The sequence below is a fragment of the Dyadobacter crusticola DSM 16708 genome, assembly GCF_000701505.1.
Classification (GTDB): Bacteria; Bacteroidota; Bacteroidia; order Cytophagales; family Spirosomataceae; genus Dyadobacter; species Dyadobacter crusticola.
Map to the genome: position 1 here is coordinate 14,762 of NZ_KL370786.1, position 14,344 is coordinate 29,105.

A 14,344-nucleotide genomic window follows, 5' to 3' on the forward strand; every position below is an offset into this window, starting at 1 on the left:
CTTCTTCGTTGTCGGGTACTTCGGTCTTCGAAAGCAGACGAAGGGGTGGTCAGACTTTCTTGCGTCCATACCTTATTTTGGTATCTTTATGATGCTGTAACCGTATCAATCGAATTTGAGCAACTAAAAGCCGCTCGTCATCAGCCCGTCGATCTTTGCGTCTATGGCTTCATACCATGCCTGGCGGCCATACCCAATCGGACCGCCGACGCGGCAGCTCGCATAATGTTTTCATCGCCACTAGGGGACGCTGGTAGCTCAACTACGTTACTGCTTGGGCTCAGACTTTTTTCGGATTGGAACGTCAAACTGCTTTTCAGCGATATTGATCATAATTTCCAATCCTCCATTCTTCAATTTAAGTCGTTCGTTTTCCTTTTCAACAGCAGCCAGTTTGTGCTTTAATGCTAAGAGCTCATCAGATTCTTTTTTCATTGGAACACGTGGTTTACTCCTAAGCCAGCGGCCAAGGCGATAGCGCATGTTTGGACCATGAACCAGTATTTCTGCCGGAATCATTTTAAGTTATGATTGTTTCTGGCGCAATGCCCTCAAGCCACTCGTAGTCTGATCCAACAATAGGATCATACCAGTCTGCTCTCCTTCTGGCCCAATCAAGCCAGGCAGAGTTTTACTGATGCATCAACTTCAAAATCGTCTACTTTCCGATATGCGTATGTATCTAATACAGAACATGTCTTTTTTATCAGCTTAAAGATTGAGCCTTCCTCATTTCAGAAAGTACATTCAGGTGTACTTTCCTGTGCCATGCTTCATTACTACTAACCTTTTACGCAAAAAAGTATATTATAGAATACTTTTTCTTGGTACGTAGAATAAAAGCACTATTTTTGCGTCAAAAAGAACACTTTAATGGACTTTTTACCCATAATTAAGGCGATCAAAGCTAGGCGGGAATCTCTGCGGGTTACGCAACAAGGACTATCAGACTTATCTGGTGTAGCGCTGGGTGCTTTAAAGAAATTTGAGTCTGGCAAAGGCAATCCCACTTTATCAACATTAAAAAAACTGTGTGATGCCCTGGGCCTTGAAATTACCCTGAGTGTCAAAAAAACAATTAACCCATGAGAGCTGCAAAAGTTCTTTTTAGAGGAGAAGAGGCTGGCATTCTATCGCAGGATAACACAGGTAGGTTTGAATTTCAGTACCACAAAAAATGGGTAGAAGACAGTTCGAAACCTGCTATTAGTCTGACTTTACCAAAAACGATTCAGGCTTATCGGTCTGAATACCTATTTCCTTTTTTCTATAACATGCTACCCGAAGGCTCCAATAAACAATTGGTCTGTCACCTGAACCGAATAGATCGAAACGACTACTTCGGCTTGCTGCTCACGACTGCAAAAAGCGACACGATTGGAGCCGTTACAATTATTAAAATCCAAAACAATGAGCTTACCAGTTATTGAATTTTGCCCAGGCACATTGGCGCCCGGCTATGACACTTACAGCAAGAATTGCCTCAGACGGGTCTTTGATGGCAAGCGAGTAAGCCATATTCTAAGTTATGGTTCGCCGGCGACCAATCAGGATACTGATCAGCTTTTTGAAGAGAATCGCAGACGGATATCAATATCGGGTGTTCAGGAAAAGTTCTCGGTAACCCTTGACAAGAATAAATTGCGATTAATCCAAGAAGACGAGCAAGGTACTTATATCTTAAAGCCAATACCGGCCGCAGGCCGCAGGCCGGACCAGATGCCGGCCAACGAGCATCTGACTATGCAGATCGCCAGGCAGGTTTACGGTATTGAAACAGCGGAGAACGCCCTGATCTTTTTTGCTGACGGCGCGCAAGCCTATATTACGAAACGATTTGACAGGCATGCCAATGGCAGGAAACGTGCGCAGGATGATTTTGCATCATTGGCAGGACGTATGCCCCAAACCCATGGAGAACACTACAAATACTTGGGAAATTATTTAGAGATTTTTGAGCTGATGCAAAAGTATGTCCCTGCTTACACAGTCGAATCACCAAAGTTGCTCCGCATATTGATGTTCAACTATCTATTTTCTAACGGTGATGCCCATTTCAAAAACTTCTCGCTGCTTGAAACTGACCAAGGGGACTATCGACTGAGTCCAGCTTATGATTTGCTCAACAGCCGTATACATATTGGCGATAAAGAATTTGCTCTCGACGACGGGATTTTACCAAAAAAACTAACCCAGGGTAAGGTGATGCAGCAATTTACATTATTGGCTCAGATAGCAGGAATCAATTCGAAAGTATTTGAAGGAATAGTCTCACGTATGCTCAGCGGGTCCCAGCAAGTCGAGCAGCTAATCTCTGCTTCTTTCCTGGACCAGACAACAAAACGCAATTACCTACAGGCTTTTCAGGGCCGGCTGAGGCAGCTTATGAAAAACTAGTCATATCTGTGCATAGCTCAATTAACATGTATCTGCATCAACTTAAATGAAACTGTTGGAAAAACCTCGTGCGTCGGGCTATTAATATCATAGACTTCTGGTATCAAGGGAGGCAATCTAGGGACCTTAGCCACTGCCTGGTAATAATACTTCCCTTAGGCAACAGATGTCCAAGCAGCCTTCTTCAACCTGGATTGCTTGGCATATTTATGAGATTGGCAAATGACGGCGACCATCACCGTGAAAACAGAGACAAATAAACAAAGGAGTTTACCAACTCCCGATTTATTCAATCCTCGCCGATGCTCAATAAATTAACCAAAAAGAAAAATGACATTTCAGCTCGCTGCAGGGCACTGGATGGTTATTACCAATATCTATTTATCATGCGATTATTTTGGTAAAAGCTGTGCCTAAGTTGGCTTTCTGATATTCTGTGTTAATCATTGATTCCCTATTAAATTTTGCTTCGAAGCGATAGCTCGATGTATTAATTTATAAACATGTATTTTGTAGAGCGATTATTTGGTAGCCCATTTTGGTGTGTTTGTCTCCAACAAGCTGATCCGGCGGAGATAAGCGATCCTAGGAAACAAAGGACTTTTCACTACAGCAATACGACTTTCAGCTACATCTGTTTTTTTAATGTTACCCACCTTTGTATCAACAAAAAGCATTAAAAACAGACACAAATGAAAAATTGGACAACAGCTAATATTCCTCAAAGAAACGGTGGATTGGCTATCATTACAGGCAGCACAGAGGGTATCGGATATGAAGATGCACTGGCGCTTTCGTCAGCAGGATGGAACGTGATATTAATGGGACGGAATCCCAAAAAAGGGGCGGAATCAATTGCCAGGATTCATCAGTTTAACCCCATAGCCAAAGTGAGTTTCGAGCAAATAAACCTTGCGGACTTGTCATCGATCAGAGCCTTTGCTTCGAGAATGATTGCAAAAGGGCAAGCCATCGATCTTCTTATCAATAACGCTGGCGTAATGACGCCACCAAAGCGACTCGAAACGGCCGATGGCTTTGAATTACAGTTCGGCACAAACCACATTGGTCACTTTGCTCTGACCGCACAACTTCTTCCATTATTACGCAAATCGCCAAAATCCCGGGTTGTGACCGTTTCAAGTGTAGCAAATCGCGAGGGAAGAATCAATTTCGATGACCTTCAATCAAAATCTTCGTATTCTCCCGGGAAAGCCTACAGTCAGTCCAAACTCGCAAACCTGATGTTTGCCATTGAACTTCAGCGGCAAAGTGAAAAGCACGGTTGGGGTATCACAAGTATAGCTGCTCATCCGGGTGTTTCCAGAACAAATCTGCTTATTACAGGTGCAGGACGGTGGAGTGTCGCAGGAATGGCGCGGACTTTTCTTCCGTTTTTGTTTCAGCCGTCTGCACAGGGAGCCTTGCCAACACTATACGCGGCTACATCTCCGGACGCTAAGGGAAGCGCTTATTATGGGCCAGACAGAATGATGGAGACTCGGGGATTTCCGTCTGTCGCGAAAATACCTGCACAAGCAGAGGATGTAAGTGTTTCTTCGAAATTATGGGAGATATCCCAAGCGTTAGCCAAAGTTGAATTCTAACAAAAATAACACCTCTTATCAGAGTGCCTAATTTTATACCGATGAAAAATTCCAAACCACCGGCAATACAGCAGTTATTGTGGTGAAGTAAATGCAGAAAATATAGAGCGAGGGATAGAACGGGCAGCTCAATCCCTCGCCTGCTAATAAGTGTATGTTACAGATTCATATTCATCCAGGACCCCTTGTAATGCTAATGTTCGCAAAGGATCTGGATTGAACTCCCTCAGGGTTAATAAATGATCATCAATGCATATCATTTCCAGCCACCGCCCAGGCTGCGGTAAAGGTCTACGCGTGCAATGAGCGATTGGCTGCGTATAAATGCCAGGTTTAGCTCAGCTTGCAGCGCATTCCCTTGCGCCGTGATGACTTCCAGATAATTGGCCATATCGCTTTTGTAAAGCAGCTGCGCATTGGTAATAGCTGCCTGTAAGATGGTAACCTGGTTGTTGGCAATGGCTTCTTGTTCTTTTAATTTCTGGGTTTGGATCAAGGAATTGGAAACCTCCCCAACCGCATTCAGCACCGACTGACGGAATTCAATGACCGATTGTTCGCGCTGAATTTTTGCAACTTCCAGATTTGTCTTCAGCTCCCTTCTTGCCAGAATGGGGCGCGCTATGGTCCCCGCTGCAAGACCAAACAATGAACCGGGAATGTTGAACCAGTTGCTGGACTTGAAAGATTCAAGCCCGCCCCCAGCGGTGATAATCAACGACGGATACATACTCGCCTGCGCGACGCCAAGCTGCGCATTCGCAACCAGCACAGATAATTCGGCGGCGCGGACATCCGGACGACGGCTTAGCACCGCGGCAGGCACGCCCGTTGCCAGACTGTCGTTAGCACTAAAGTCAGACAGCTGGACCTTCCGCGCAATACTGTCGGGCATTTGTCCGGTGAGTATCTGGAGCGCATTTTCCTGGATGGCAATGTCCTGTTCCAATTGCGGTATCAGCAATGCAATCGATTCGCGCTGAGCTTCCGACTGCTGGATGGAGAGCGAGGTCACTTCACCGGCATCTTTCAGCAAGCGCGTCAGGCGCAATGTATTTTCACTTAGTTCCAGGTTGCTTTTGGCAATTGCAAGCTGTTTATCCAGCATTAACAAATTAAAAAATCCCTTCGCAATGTCCGCAACGAGCTTGGTCTGGACGGCTTTGGAGGCCTCAAACGTCTGCAAATATTGGCCGAGTGTAGCCTGTTGTTGCCTGCGGATCTTTCCCCAGATATCTGCTTCCCAGCTTACATCCACGGCGGCAATGTAGTTTTCAATGTGTTTTGAACCCAAAAAGCTGCTTGCGCTGATTCCGTTCAAACTGTTGCTGGAAGGGCGGTTGTAAGTGCCCGTTACCCGCAGGTTCAGCGCTGGGATTTGCAAAAACTTGGCTTGTCTAACTTGCTGCTGCGCAATGTCAATGCGTTTCAAAGCCAGTTGCAAATCATTGTTATAGGACAGCCCGCGCTGGATAAGTGCCTGCAATGTCGTATCCGGAAAGAATTTCCGCCATTCAATGTCCGCCGCCGTTGCCGTGTCAGCAAAAGCGACATTCCGGTATTGCGTCGGCACAGCAAGCTCCGGTCGCTGGTAATCTTTGCTTACCTTGCAGGATGCGATGAGCACCGACAATAGCAGTAAAAGCGGGATATATATGTGAGTTAATTTCAATTTCATAATTGTGGTTCTTTGTTAATAACAGTCGGTTTGGCAATTCAAAGACAGGTCAATGTTCCAGGCCTTCGCGCAGCTCTTTTGGCTTACCGACTACTTTTTCCTGCAAATATTGGAAAATTACATATAGCACGGGGATCACGAAAATACCGAAGATCACGCCCGTCAACATGCCGCCCACAGCACCCGTTCCGATAGAGCGGTTACCCAAAGCCGATCCGCCCGTGGCGCGCATCAATGGCACCAGACCAACGATAAATGCAAAAGAGGTCATCAAAATGGGTCTTAGCCGCAACCGAGAAGCTTCCATCGCCGACTCCACAATGCTCATTCCTGCCTTCCGTCGCTGCACCGCATATTCAATGATCAGAATGGCGTTTTTCGCAAGCAAACCAATGAGCATGATCAAACCAACCTGCACGTAAATGTTGTTTTCAATACCTGATAAATTGATAAACAGCATCACACCAAACACACCCAGCGGAATGGTCAGGATTACGGCAAACGGCAGGATATAGCTTTCATACTGAGCAGCCAGCAAGAAATAAACAAACACAAGGCTCAAAACGAAGATCAACAGGATCTGCGAACCGGCGTTGATTTCTTCGCGAGTCATACCCGTCCATTCCGTGCGGTAATTGTTGGGCAAAACTTCCGCCGCCGTTTCTTTCACTGCGCGAATGGCATCTCCCGTGCTGTAACCGGGCTTAGGCGTTCCGTTGATCGCAACCGCGTTATACAAGTTATTTCTCGTCACTGTCTCAGGGCCGAAGACGCGTTTCAATGTCACCAGCTGGTTGGCCGGCACCATTTCGCCTTCCGTATTTTTGACATGAATGTTATTGAGGGAGGCAGGATTGGCTCGGTAAGAAGCATCTGCCTGTGCCATTACACGGTAATATTTACCGAAACGGTTGAAGTCGGACACAAAGCTGCTGCCGTAGTAGATCTGCAAGGTTTGCAAAAGCTCATTCACCGGCACATTCAACTGCTTGGCTTGGGCATTATCAACTTCGAGCATATACTGCGGATTACCCGTTGCAAAGGTTGTGAATGCATAAGCGATCTCTTTTTTCTTCATCAATGCTGCCAGGAACTGGTTGGTGGTCGCACTCAATTTTTCAAGAGAACCATTTCCACGGTCTTGTAACATGAATTCAAAACCGCTGACATTACCAAAACCATCTACGGTCGGGAAGGTGAAGAAAAACGCATTCGCATCATTAACAGCCCGCACTTTCTGCGACATCATGGCCACGATCTGATCGAAATTCTTCACATCACCGCGTTCAGCCTGCGGTTTCATGCGGATGAACCCGACACCATAAGGCGATGCATTTGAATTGGAGATAATGTTCATCCCTTCTACGATATAGCGCTGCTCGGCAATTGGTGAGCTCTTTACAATGCTATCCACCTGTGCCATAGCTTTTTGGGTACGATCCAACGAACTCCCCGGAGGTGTATTCAATGCGTATAGCAAGAAACCCTGGTCTTCTGTGGGAATAAAACCCGTTGGTGTTTTCAATGTGAGCCAAAGCGTTGAGCCTGTAAGCACCAGCAAGCCGACAATCGTGATCCATTTGCGTTTCACCAGGAATTGCAGACTGTTGATGTACTTGTTCGTCATCGTCTGGAAACCCGTATTGAACGCCGAGAAAAAGCGCGCCGAAAATCCTGCACGCACCAGATGGCCGTTATGCGATTGTTCTGCATGTGGGTTTTTCAAAAACAATGCGCATAAAGCAGGGCTCAATGTCAAGGCGTTAAGCGCTGATATTAAGATTGCAATAGCCAGCGTGAAGGCAAATTGCCGGTAAAAGACCCCGGCCGGACCTTGCATAAAACCAACCGGAACAAACACCGCCGCCATCACCAGCGTAATCGAAATGATCGCTCCCGAAATTTCGTTCATCGATTCCTTGGTCGCCGCAGCAGCAGGCAAATGTGTGAGCTCCATCTTGGAGTGGACGGCCTCGACGACAACAATGGCATCATCGACCACAATCCCGATTGCCAGCACAAGTGCAAAAAGCGTCAGGAAGTTGATTGTAAACCCGAAAAGCTGCATAAAGAAAAACGTTCCGACAATGGCCACGGGCACCGCAATGGCAGGGATCAATGTAGAGCGGAAGTCTTGCAAGAAAATAAATACAACAATGAAAACGAGAATGAATGCTTCGATCAAGGTCGTACGTACCTGCCCGATCGACTCGTCCAAAAAGTCTTTGGAGTTGTACATAATCGTCGTTTTCATGCCCTTAGGAAGGGTCTTTTCAAAATCCGCCAGCAACGCCTCTGCCTGGATCAGGATTTCGTTCGCATTTGTTCCGGCAGTCTGGAAAACGGCCACACCAGAGGATGCGTCACCATTCAGCTTACCATTGGATGAGTAAGTGTAAGATCCGAATTCCACCCGCGCCAGATCTTTCAGCCTGATTACCGAACCATCGCTGTTTGCTTTGATAATAATATTCTCATATTCAGCATTCTGCGTCAGTTTCCCTTTGTATTTCAAAACATATTCAAAAACCTCTTTGCTGCTTTCGCCCAAACGTCCCGGCGCAGCTTCCAGACTTTGTTCCCGAATGGCTGCAGTAACTTCCTGGGGAGACAATTTGTAAGCCGCAAGGCGATCGGGTTTCAGCCAGATCCGCATGGAATAATCACGTGTTCCGAAAGGCTGTGCCTGTCCGACCCCAGGTATACGTTGCAGCTGGGGCACCAAGTTGATTTTGATATAATTCAGCAAGAACGTTTCGTCATAAGTGCTGTCCTCGCTTGACAATGCCACAAACATGATAATGCTGTTCTGCTGCTTTTGCGTGGAAATTCCTGCCTGAACCACTTCCTGGGGAATCTGGCTTACCGCTTTTGAAACGCGGTTTTGCACGTTAACAGCCGCAATGTCCGGGTCGGTGCCTTGTTTGAAATAAACATTCAGCGCCATTGTGCCGTCATTGTTGGACGACGACGTCATATAAGTCATGTTTTCAACACCGTTCACGGCTTCTTCGATGGGCGTGGCCACCGCGCGGGCAACCACTTCGGCGTTCGCTCCCGGATATACGGCAGTAACCTGAACGGTGGGCGGGGCAATATCGGGGAACTTGGTAATGGGCAATGTTGTCAGCGCGATACCCCCCAGCAATAGTATAAGGATGGAGATAACGGTCGAAAGAACAGGCCTTTCTATAAATTTCTGAAACATAAAAATGCTGTTTTGCTCCGGAGTGTCAGAGCATGATAGGGTAAATTTGTTTTTGCATACGGATAGCGTTCCATAGCATGGGTAACGCTATGGCGCTATTCGTCAGCTGTAAGTTTATCAGTTCAACTTAGATAGGATTGGCAAGCAGCAGGCTGTCCATCGACATCTTTTGCGGGGCAATCGCCATTCCGTCACGCAGCCTGTCCAGGCCGTTGTAAACAATCTTTTCGCCCGGTTTTAAACCTTTGGAAATCAGATAGTATCGTCCGCTTCTGTCGGAAACAGTCACGGGGCGGCCTTCCACTTTATTGCTGTCCAGAACGGTGTAAACAAACACTTTGTCTTGCAGCTCAAATGTGGCTTCCTGCGGGATGAGGACAGATTTGGTAAGTTCTCTTGGAATCCTTACCCTGCCGGTGTTGCCTGAACGTAGCAGTCCGTTCACATTCGGGAATGTTGCCCGGAAGTTGATAGCGCCCATTGTTTTATCAAACTGGCCTTCCACAACTTCGACTTTTCCTTTTTGTGGGTAAATGCTGTTGTCGGCCAAAACCAGCTCAACTGGCGGAATTTGCTTGATCTTTTGCTCAACGGTGTTGCCGGGAAACTGATTTTTGAATTCCAGGAAGTCAAGCTCACTCATCGAAAAGTAAACGTGAATGTCCTTGGTTTCAGAAAGCACAGTAAGAGCTTCCATTGTTGCTTTGCCCACAAGACTCCCCGTTTTGAATGGAATGGTGCCTATGTAGCCGTCGGCAGGCGCTTTGATGGAAGTGTAGCCAATGTTGATCTTGGCAGCATCCACAGCAGCTTGTGCCTGCGCGACATTGCCTTTTGCAGCCTCGTATGCGGCTTTTGCTGATTTTAGCTGCACGTCAGAAATCACATTGTTGGCAACCAGCGGCGCAAGTTTGTCGACATTAATGGCTGCACTCTCCAAGGCCGCCTTTGCAGATTGCAGACTGGCGTTGGCCGTATTAAGCTGCTCGGCATAAGGGCGCGCATCAATGTGGAACAGCACCTGACCCTTTCTTACATACGCACCTTCGTCAACAGAGATTTTATCCAGGTAACCGTCTACTTGCGGGCGGATCTCGATGTCGCGGCTTCCTTCGATGGACGCTGTGAATTCCCTGTGCGCTGTAACCTGATGGTCACTGACGGTGAGTACGGGCAATGATTGAGCTGGCATTTCGGCCGGCGCGTTGGCTGTGGTGGATCCGCAGCTGTAAAGTGCGCCCGACAAAGTAGCTAAGAGTACAAATGGAGCAAGCTTTTTTGTTTTGGTTAAATGTTCGATTGTCATGGCCTTGAAGGTCGTTTTTTGTGGTGGAGATAGACTTTTATAAAAGATAGGGGAGTTATTATTACTAACAGTGTTAGCTTGTTCTGAAAAAAATTATAAGTTTTTAATGAATGCTTCCACAGAGTCGTCCATTACCTTTTTGTTCATTTCTGAGTCATCAATGTCGGCGCAGCGCATCATTACGATTGAGATAAGGCCATGCAGTACCGACCAGAACGCGTAGATTTTAAAGCAGGTTTCCTGGTCGGTCGATTTTTTTTCTTTTACAATTTTTTCAATGGCTTGTCCTATATAATCGCGGAACACATTGAACTCCGGCTTGATTTTTCCGGCTCCGGAGCAGGGCATTCCTAGTCCGTACATAAGCTGGTAGTATTCAGGATTCTTGAAAGCAAAGTTCCAGTAAGCCTCTGCGTGCGCTTTTAGCAGCTGCGTGGGGTCGGCGTGTTTCTTTTTGTTCTTTTCCAGCGTTCTTTCCAACAGCCGAAAACCATCTAAAGAAAGTTCAAACAGGATAGCCTCTTTGTTTTCAAAGTGGTCGTAAATCACCGGCACGCTGTACTCAATAGCATCAGCAATCTTGCGGATAGATAAAGATTGCCAGCCTTCATCCTTGACGAGCTGCAAAGCAACAGCCAGAATGTTAGTCCGCATGTTTTCTTTCTGTCTTATCCTTCGTTCAGCAATGCCCATTTCTCAAAAATAGCTAACGGTGTTAGCAAAGGTAGGGGCGTTTTCTGATTTAGTCAAGAAGTATTTCAGAATGTTGTTTATCGACGTGCCGGGCTTTATCTGCCGATGAAATATATGCGCTCTGCGTGCCAGCAGCTTTCTACTGGAATAAATATTCGTTTCTAGACAACTTTATTCACGCCTGGAATTTTCTGAATAAGGCGACCCAGCAAAAAGGTAGACAGGACGGCAAGTGGCGCAACGAACAGTAATTTAATCGCCGGATCGACGGCCCAGCTTTTTAGCGCAAGCGAGGACACCACTAGCATAAATGGATGCAAAATGTACACGGCAAAGGCACAACGCGACATTTTCTTCATGAAGTCGGACGAGGTATTCAGCTTCTTCTTCCCAAATGCAAGCAGTGCGGCCATGATGGAAATGCCCAGGATCTGTTCCCAGCATGCATAGAGAAATGCAGCGATATGCCAGCCTCCCACAAACCATTCAAGCGGCTGGCCAAAGACGATTTTAAGGGAAAAGATAAGCGGAAAGGCGATAACGATCATGCCAAGGATAAATACTCTCAGCCGCTGATAACGTTGCTGATCAACCTGCTCGATCCACTTGGCTTGGGCGGCAACCAATCCGAATATAAATGCAGCAATGTACTGTGGAAAATGCCCAAGCTGAAACCCCACCGGCTCTAACACCCAGCCCACCGGAAAAATCGTCCTGATTAAAAAAGTGGTCAATCCAAGCATAAAAGCGAAGACTAAGGTTTGTTTTATAGAAGGTAATTGATATTGTTTTAAATCCTGTTTGGCGAAAATTGTCCAAGCGACGTAACACAACGTGAACAATAACAACGCGACAACAAACCAAAGTACTCCGACATTTATCCAGCCATCATAACCCGACAAGAACTGCATAAACGAAATCTTGTGCTCTCCACCATAGCGGTAAACCAGATAATTCATAATCGTCGCCTGGACAAACGAATAGAATATCAGCGGAATGCCCAATCTGAAAAAACGGTCTTTGATAAAAACGGCAGTTCCTTTGCGTTTTAGAGATGCTGGAATAAAGAGCGCAGAAAGAAAAAAGAAGAAGCCCATAAAAAAGGACTGGTCTACGCTGACGACCATTGTCATCGGAATGACGGCGGCTTCCAATTCTGATTTCTCGTAATAGTACCAACCACCGGGCGCACCGTAAGTCACCAGCGCATGATGCACGATCACGACCGCAGTGAGCAGTACTTTCAGATTATCAATATAAAGGATTTTGCTTTTGGGAGATTCGGAAATCAATGCCGACTGAGTGCCAGGAAGAGCCATTTATTTCATAATTATAGCTAAAATACCAAATTACAAAAACCTGCTAATCTCTCGCAACCTCATTTCATCAGACGGATGCGCAAAAACCAAGGCAGCTACCGGTTCAGGCGGATGCCTTTTTACTTGATGTTTCAGGGCGATCATGGGCCGGTGGCGATTCGGGATATCAAGTACATATTGTCACGATAAAAGTAGAGTCGCAAAAGCCAGGAAGTCGGATCAGAACAAGCACCAGTGACTTTGAAGGATGTGAATTGTTTTATTTCAAAATGCGTTGGGAACAGGCACATTGTTTTTCATTAGCTGAAAATGATCGAAACACAACCTATACAACTATTTGCACCTGAACTTTCAGAGGTAAAAGATCCGACTGCCGGCTATTTTGTGGCCGTAAGGCTGGATGATTTTTCCGAAGAAAGCCTCGCTGCAAGCTTGGTTTACAGCCGAAAGGATTTTTATAAAATCACATTGGCCACCGGTCCCTCGGAATATCATCATCGGGGGCAGGTATACTCGATTGGTGGCGGGGAGTGGGCTTTGGTGTTTACGAACACGGAGGTGCCGTACAGATGGGAGTTGGCCCAGAAGAAATGTCAGGGTTATAGCTCTTTGTTTACAGCAGATTTTTTACCCTTACATACGCACCTGCGTCCCTCCGATTGGGGTGTTTTTAATGGGAGTTTAAAATCGGTTTTTAAATTGACAGAAAAAGAAAGATGCCTCTTTGAAAGTATTTTTCAGAAAATGCTTGACGAGCAAGCCTCCTCCTACCTGCATAAGTACGACCTGCTTTTCTTGTATGTTTTGGAATTTATTCATCATGCGATGAAGCTTCAACCGTCGTTAGAACATCTACCACAAAATGCCGCGGCTACGCTGGTTAAGTCTTTTAAGGATTTACTTTCAAGTCAGTTTCCAATAGCCTATATACACCAGCAGATAACCCTGAGAACCCCGCAGCAGTTTGCCGACAAGCTTTCGGTGCACACCAACTATCTCAATCGGGTCGTGAAAGAGGTGACTGGCAAAACGACATCACAACTGTTAGCGGAAAGGTTGATGCAGGAAGCACATACTTTAATTATTCATTCCAACTGGACTATAGCGCAGATCAGCCATAGTCTTGGATTCGACGAGCCCACCCATTTTTCCCGGGCATTTCGCAAGCACACGGCTGTAGCGCCATCCTCTCTTCGGACGGTATGAAGGTTTGATTCGGGTCAGCATTGGTTTGATCAGGGTTAATTCATTTTGTATTTCAGATATAGTTTTGCTCTCATTATTACAAATGCATTACTACTATGAAAACATGGTTCATCACAGGCTCATCAAAAGGCCTTGGCAGAGTACTTACCGAGAAGTTGTTGGAAAAAGGGGATCGGGTGGCAGCAACCATCCGGCAGGCCGATTCACTTGCTGATTTGAAATCGATCTATCCGAATCATTTACACATCTACGTGCTTGACGTTACTAATAATGCGCAAATAAAATCTGTTGCAGATCAGGTTTTTAGCGACCTTGGAAATGTAGACATCGTAGTGAACAATGCCGGATATGCGTTGTTCTGTGCAGTGGAAGAGGCGGCAGATGATCAGATCCGTCAGCAGATTGATACAAATGTAATTGGCTCGATTCAGGTAATCAGGGCTTTCTTGCCTTATTTCAGAGCCCAGGGGCATGGCCGCATTCTACAAATTTCATCAGCCGGCGGTCAGACGACTTACCCCAATTTTAGTTATTACCACACCACAAAATGGGCCATTGAAGGCTTTTGTGACACGATCGCCCAGGAGCTCAAACCACTCAATATCGGTGTGACGATTGTGGAGCCCGGCGCACACCCAACCTCTTTCGGGGCAGGAATGGTTACGGCTCCGGTCATGGAAGCCTATGATCAGACGCCGGCAGGAGACACAAGACGTGCCATCGCCGAAGGGGCATTTCCGATTAAGAATGATGTAGACATATCGGTTCAGGCAATTATCGATTGCGTTGAGCTGACGCCGGCACCGCTGAGGCTCGCGTTGGGCGGAGATGCATTCCGTGACGTCCGCGCATCCCTGTTGGCAAGATTGGAAGCACTTGAAGCGCAAAAAGAGATTGCATTAGCGAGCGAAAAGTAAGACTGACCCCGGG

General features: G+C 46.4%; 12 protein-coding genes. 6 read left to right on the forward strand and 6 right to left on the reverse strand.

What is annotated here, in order from left to right; all coding sequences use genetic code 11:
• Positions 1–267: 267 nt before the first annotated feature.
• Entirely contained in the window at positions 268–435 is a 168-nt protein-coding gene (locus tag Q369_RS29135; protein ID WP_157488284.1) for a hypothetical protein, read from the reverse strand.
• Positions 436–873: 438 nt separating this feature from the next.
• Between Q369_RS29135 and Q369_RS0122075 the strand changes: the two genes are divergently transcribed.
• The 4 genes from Q369_RS0122075 to Q369_RS0122095 all read left to right on the forward strand — a co-directional run bounded on the left by Q369_RS0122075 (position 874) and on the right by Q369_RS0122095 (position 4,004).
• Positions 874–1,089: a helix-turn-helix domain-containing protein gene (locus tag Q369_RS0122075; protein ID WP_031529904.1), complete on the forward strand. Its 216-nt coding sequence runs from the start codon at positions 874–876 to the stop codon at positions 1,087–1,089.
• The gene (locus Q369_RS0122080) at positions 1,086–1,430 is read left to right on the forward strand and encodes a HipA N-terminal domain-containing protein (protein WP_031529905.1); all 345 of its coding nucleotides are present in this window, start codon (positions 1,086–1,088) and stop codon (positions 1,428–1,430) included. The genes Q369_RS0122075 and Q369_RS0122080 overlap by 4 nt, the downstream gene beginning before the upstream one ends.
• Complete coding sequence (locus tag Q369_RS0122085) at positions 1,411–2,397, forward strand: type II toxin-antitoxin system HipA family toxin (protein WP_031529906.1); 987 nt, start codon at positions 1,411–1,413, stop codon at positions 2,395–2,397. Before Q369_RS0122080 ends, Q369_RS0122085 begins: the two co-directional genes overlap by 20 nt.
• A 692-nt stretch (positions 2,398–3,089) precedes the next feature.
• On the forward strand, positions 3,090–4,004 hold the full coding sequence (locus tag Q369_RS0122095; RefSeq protein WP_031529907.1) for an SDR family oxidoreductase: 915 nt from the start codon (positions 3,090–3,092) through the stop codon (positions 4,002–4,004).
• Between the two features lie 256 nt (positions 4,005–4,260).
• Here Q369_RS0122095 and Q369_RS0122100 read toward each other — a convergent pair whose 3' ends face one another.
• The 5 genes from Q369_RS0122100 to Q369_RS0122120 all read right to left on the reverse strand — a co-directional run bounded on the left by Q369_RS0122100 (position 4,261) and on the right by Q369_RS0122120 (position 12,208).
• Complete coding sequence (locus Q369_RS0122100; protein ID WP_031529908.1) at positions 4,261–5,682, reverse strand: efflux transporter outer membrane subunit; 1,422 nt, start codon at positions 5,680–5,682, stop codon at positions 4,261–4,263.
• A 49-nt stretch (positions 5,683–5,731) separates the two neighbouring features.
• Complete coding sequence (locus tag Q369_RS0122105) at positions 5,732–8,890, reverse strand: efflux RND transporter permease subunit (RefSeq protein WP_031529909.1); 3,159 nt, start codon at positions 8,888–8,890, stop codon at positions 5,732–5,734.
• A gap of 127 nt (positions 8,891–9,017) precedes the next feature.
• Positions 9,018–10,196 carry an efflux RND transporter periplasmic adaptor subunit gene (locus Q369_RS0122110; RefSeq protein WP_031529910.1) on the reverse strand — a complete coding sequence of 393 codons (1,179 nt, stop codon included), beginning with the start codon at positions 10,194–10,196 and terminating at the stop codon, positions 9,018–9,020.
• A 93-nt stretch (positions 10,197–10,289) separates the two neighbouring features.
• The gene (locus Q369_RS0122115) at positions 10,290–10,850 is read right to left on the reverse strand and encodes a TetR/AcrR family transcriptional regulator (protein WP_229206921.1); all 561 of its coding nucleotides are present in this window, start codon (positions 10,848–10,850) and stop codon (positions 10,290–10,292) included.
• 200 nt (positions 10,851–11,050) lie between these two features.
• Positions 11,051–12,208, reverse strand: coding sequence for an acyltransferase family protein (locus Q369_RS0122120; RefSeq protein ID WP_031529912.1), 1,158 nt, complete (start codon positions 12,206–12,208; stop codon positions 11,051–11,053).
• Positions 12,209–12,517: 309 nt separating this feature from the next.
• On the opposite strand from Q369_RS0122120, the gene Q369_RS0122125 reads away from it, so the two are divergent.
• A complete protein-coding gene (locus Q369_RS0122125; protein WP_051664218.1) occupies positions 12,518–13,414 on the forward strand; it encodes a helix-turn-helix domain-containing protein in 897 nt (298 codons plus the stop codon).
• Positions 13,415–13,509: 95 nt separating this feature from the next.
• Entirely contained in the window at positions 13,510–14,331 is an 822-nt protein-coding gene (locus tag Q369_RS0122130) for an SDR family oxidoreductase (RefSeq protein ID WP_031529914.1), read from the forward strand.
• The last annotated feature ends 13 nt before the right edge of the window (positions 14,332–14,344 follow it).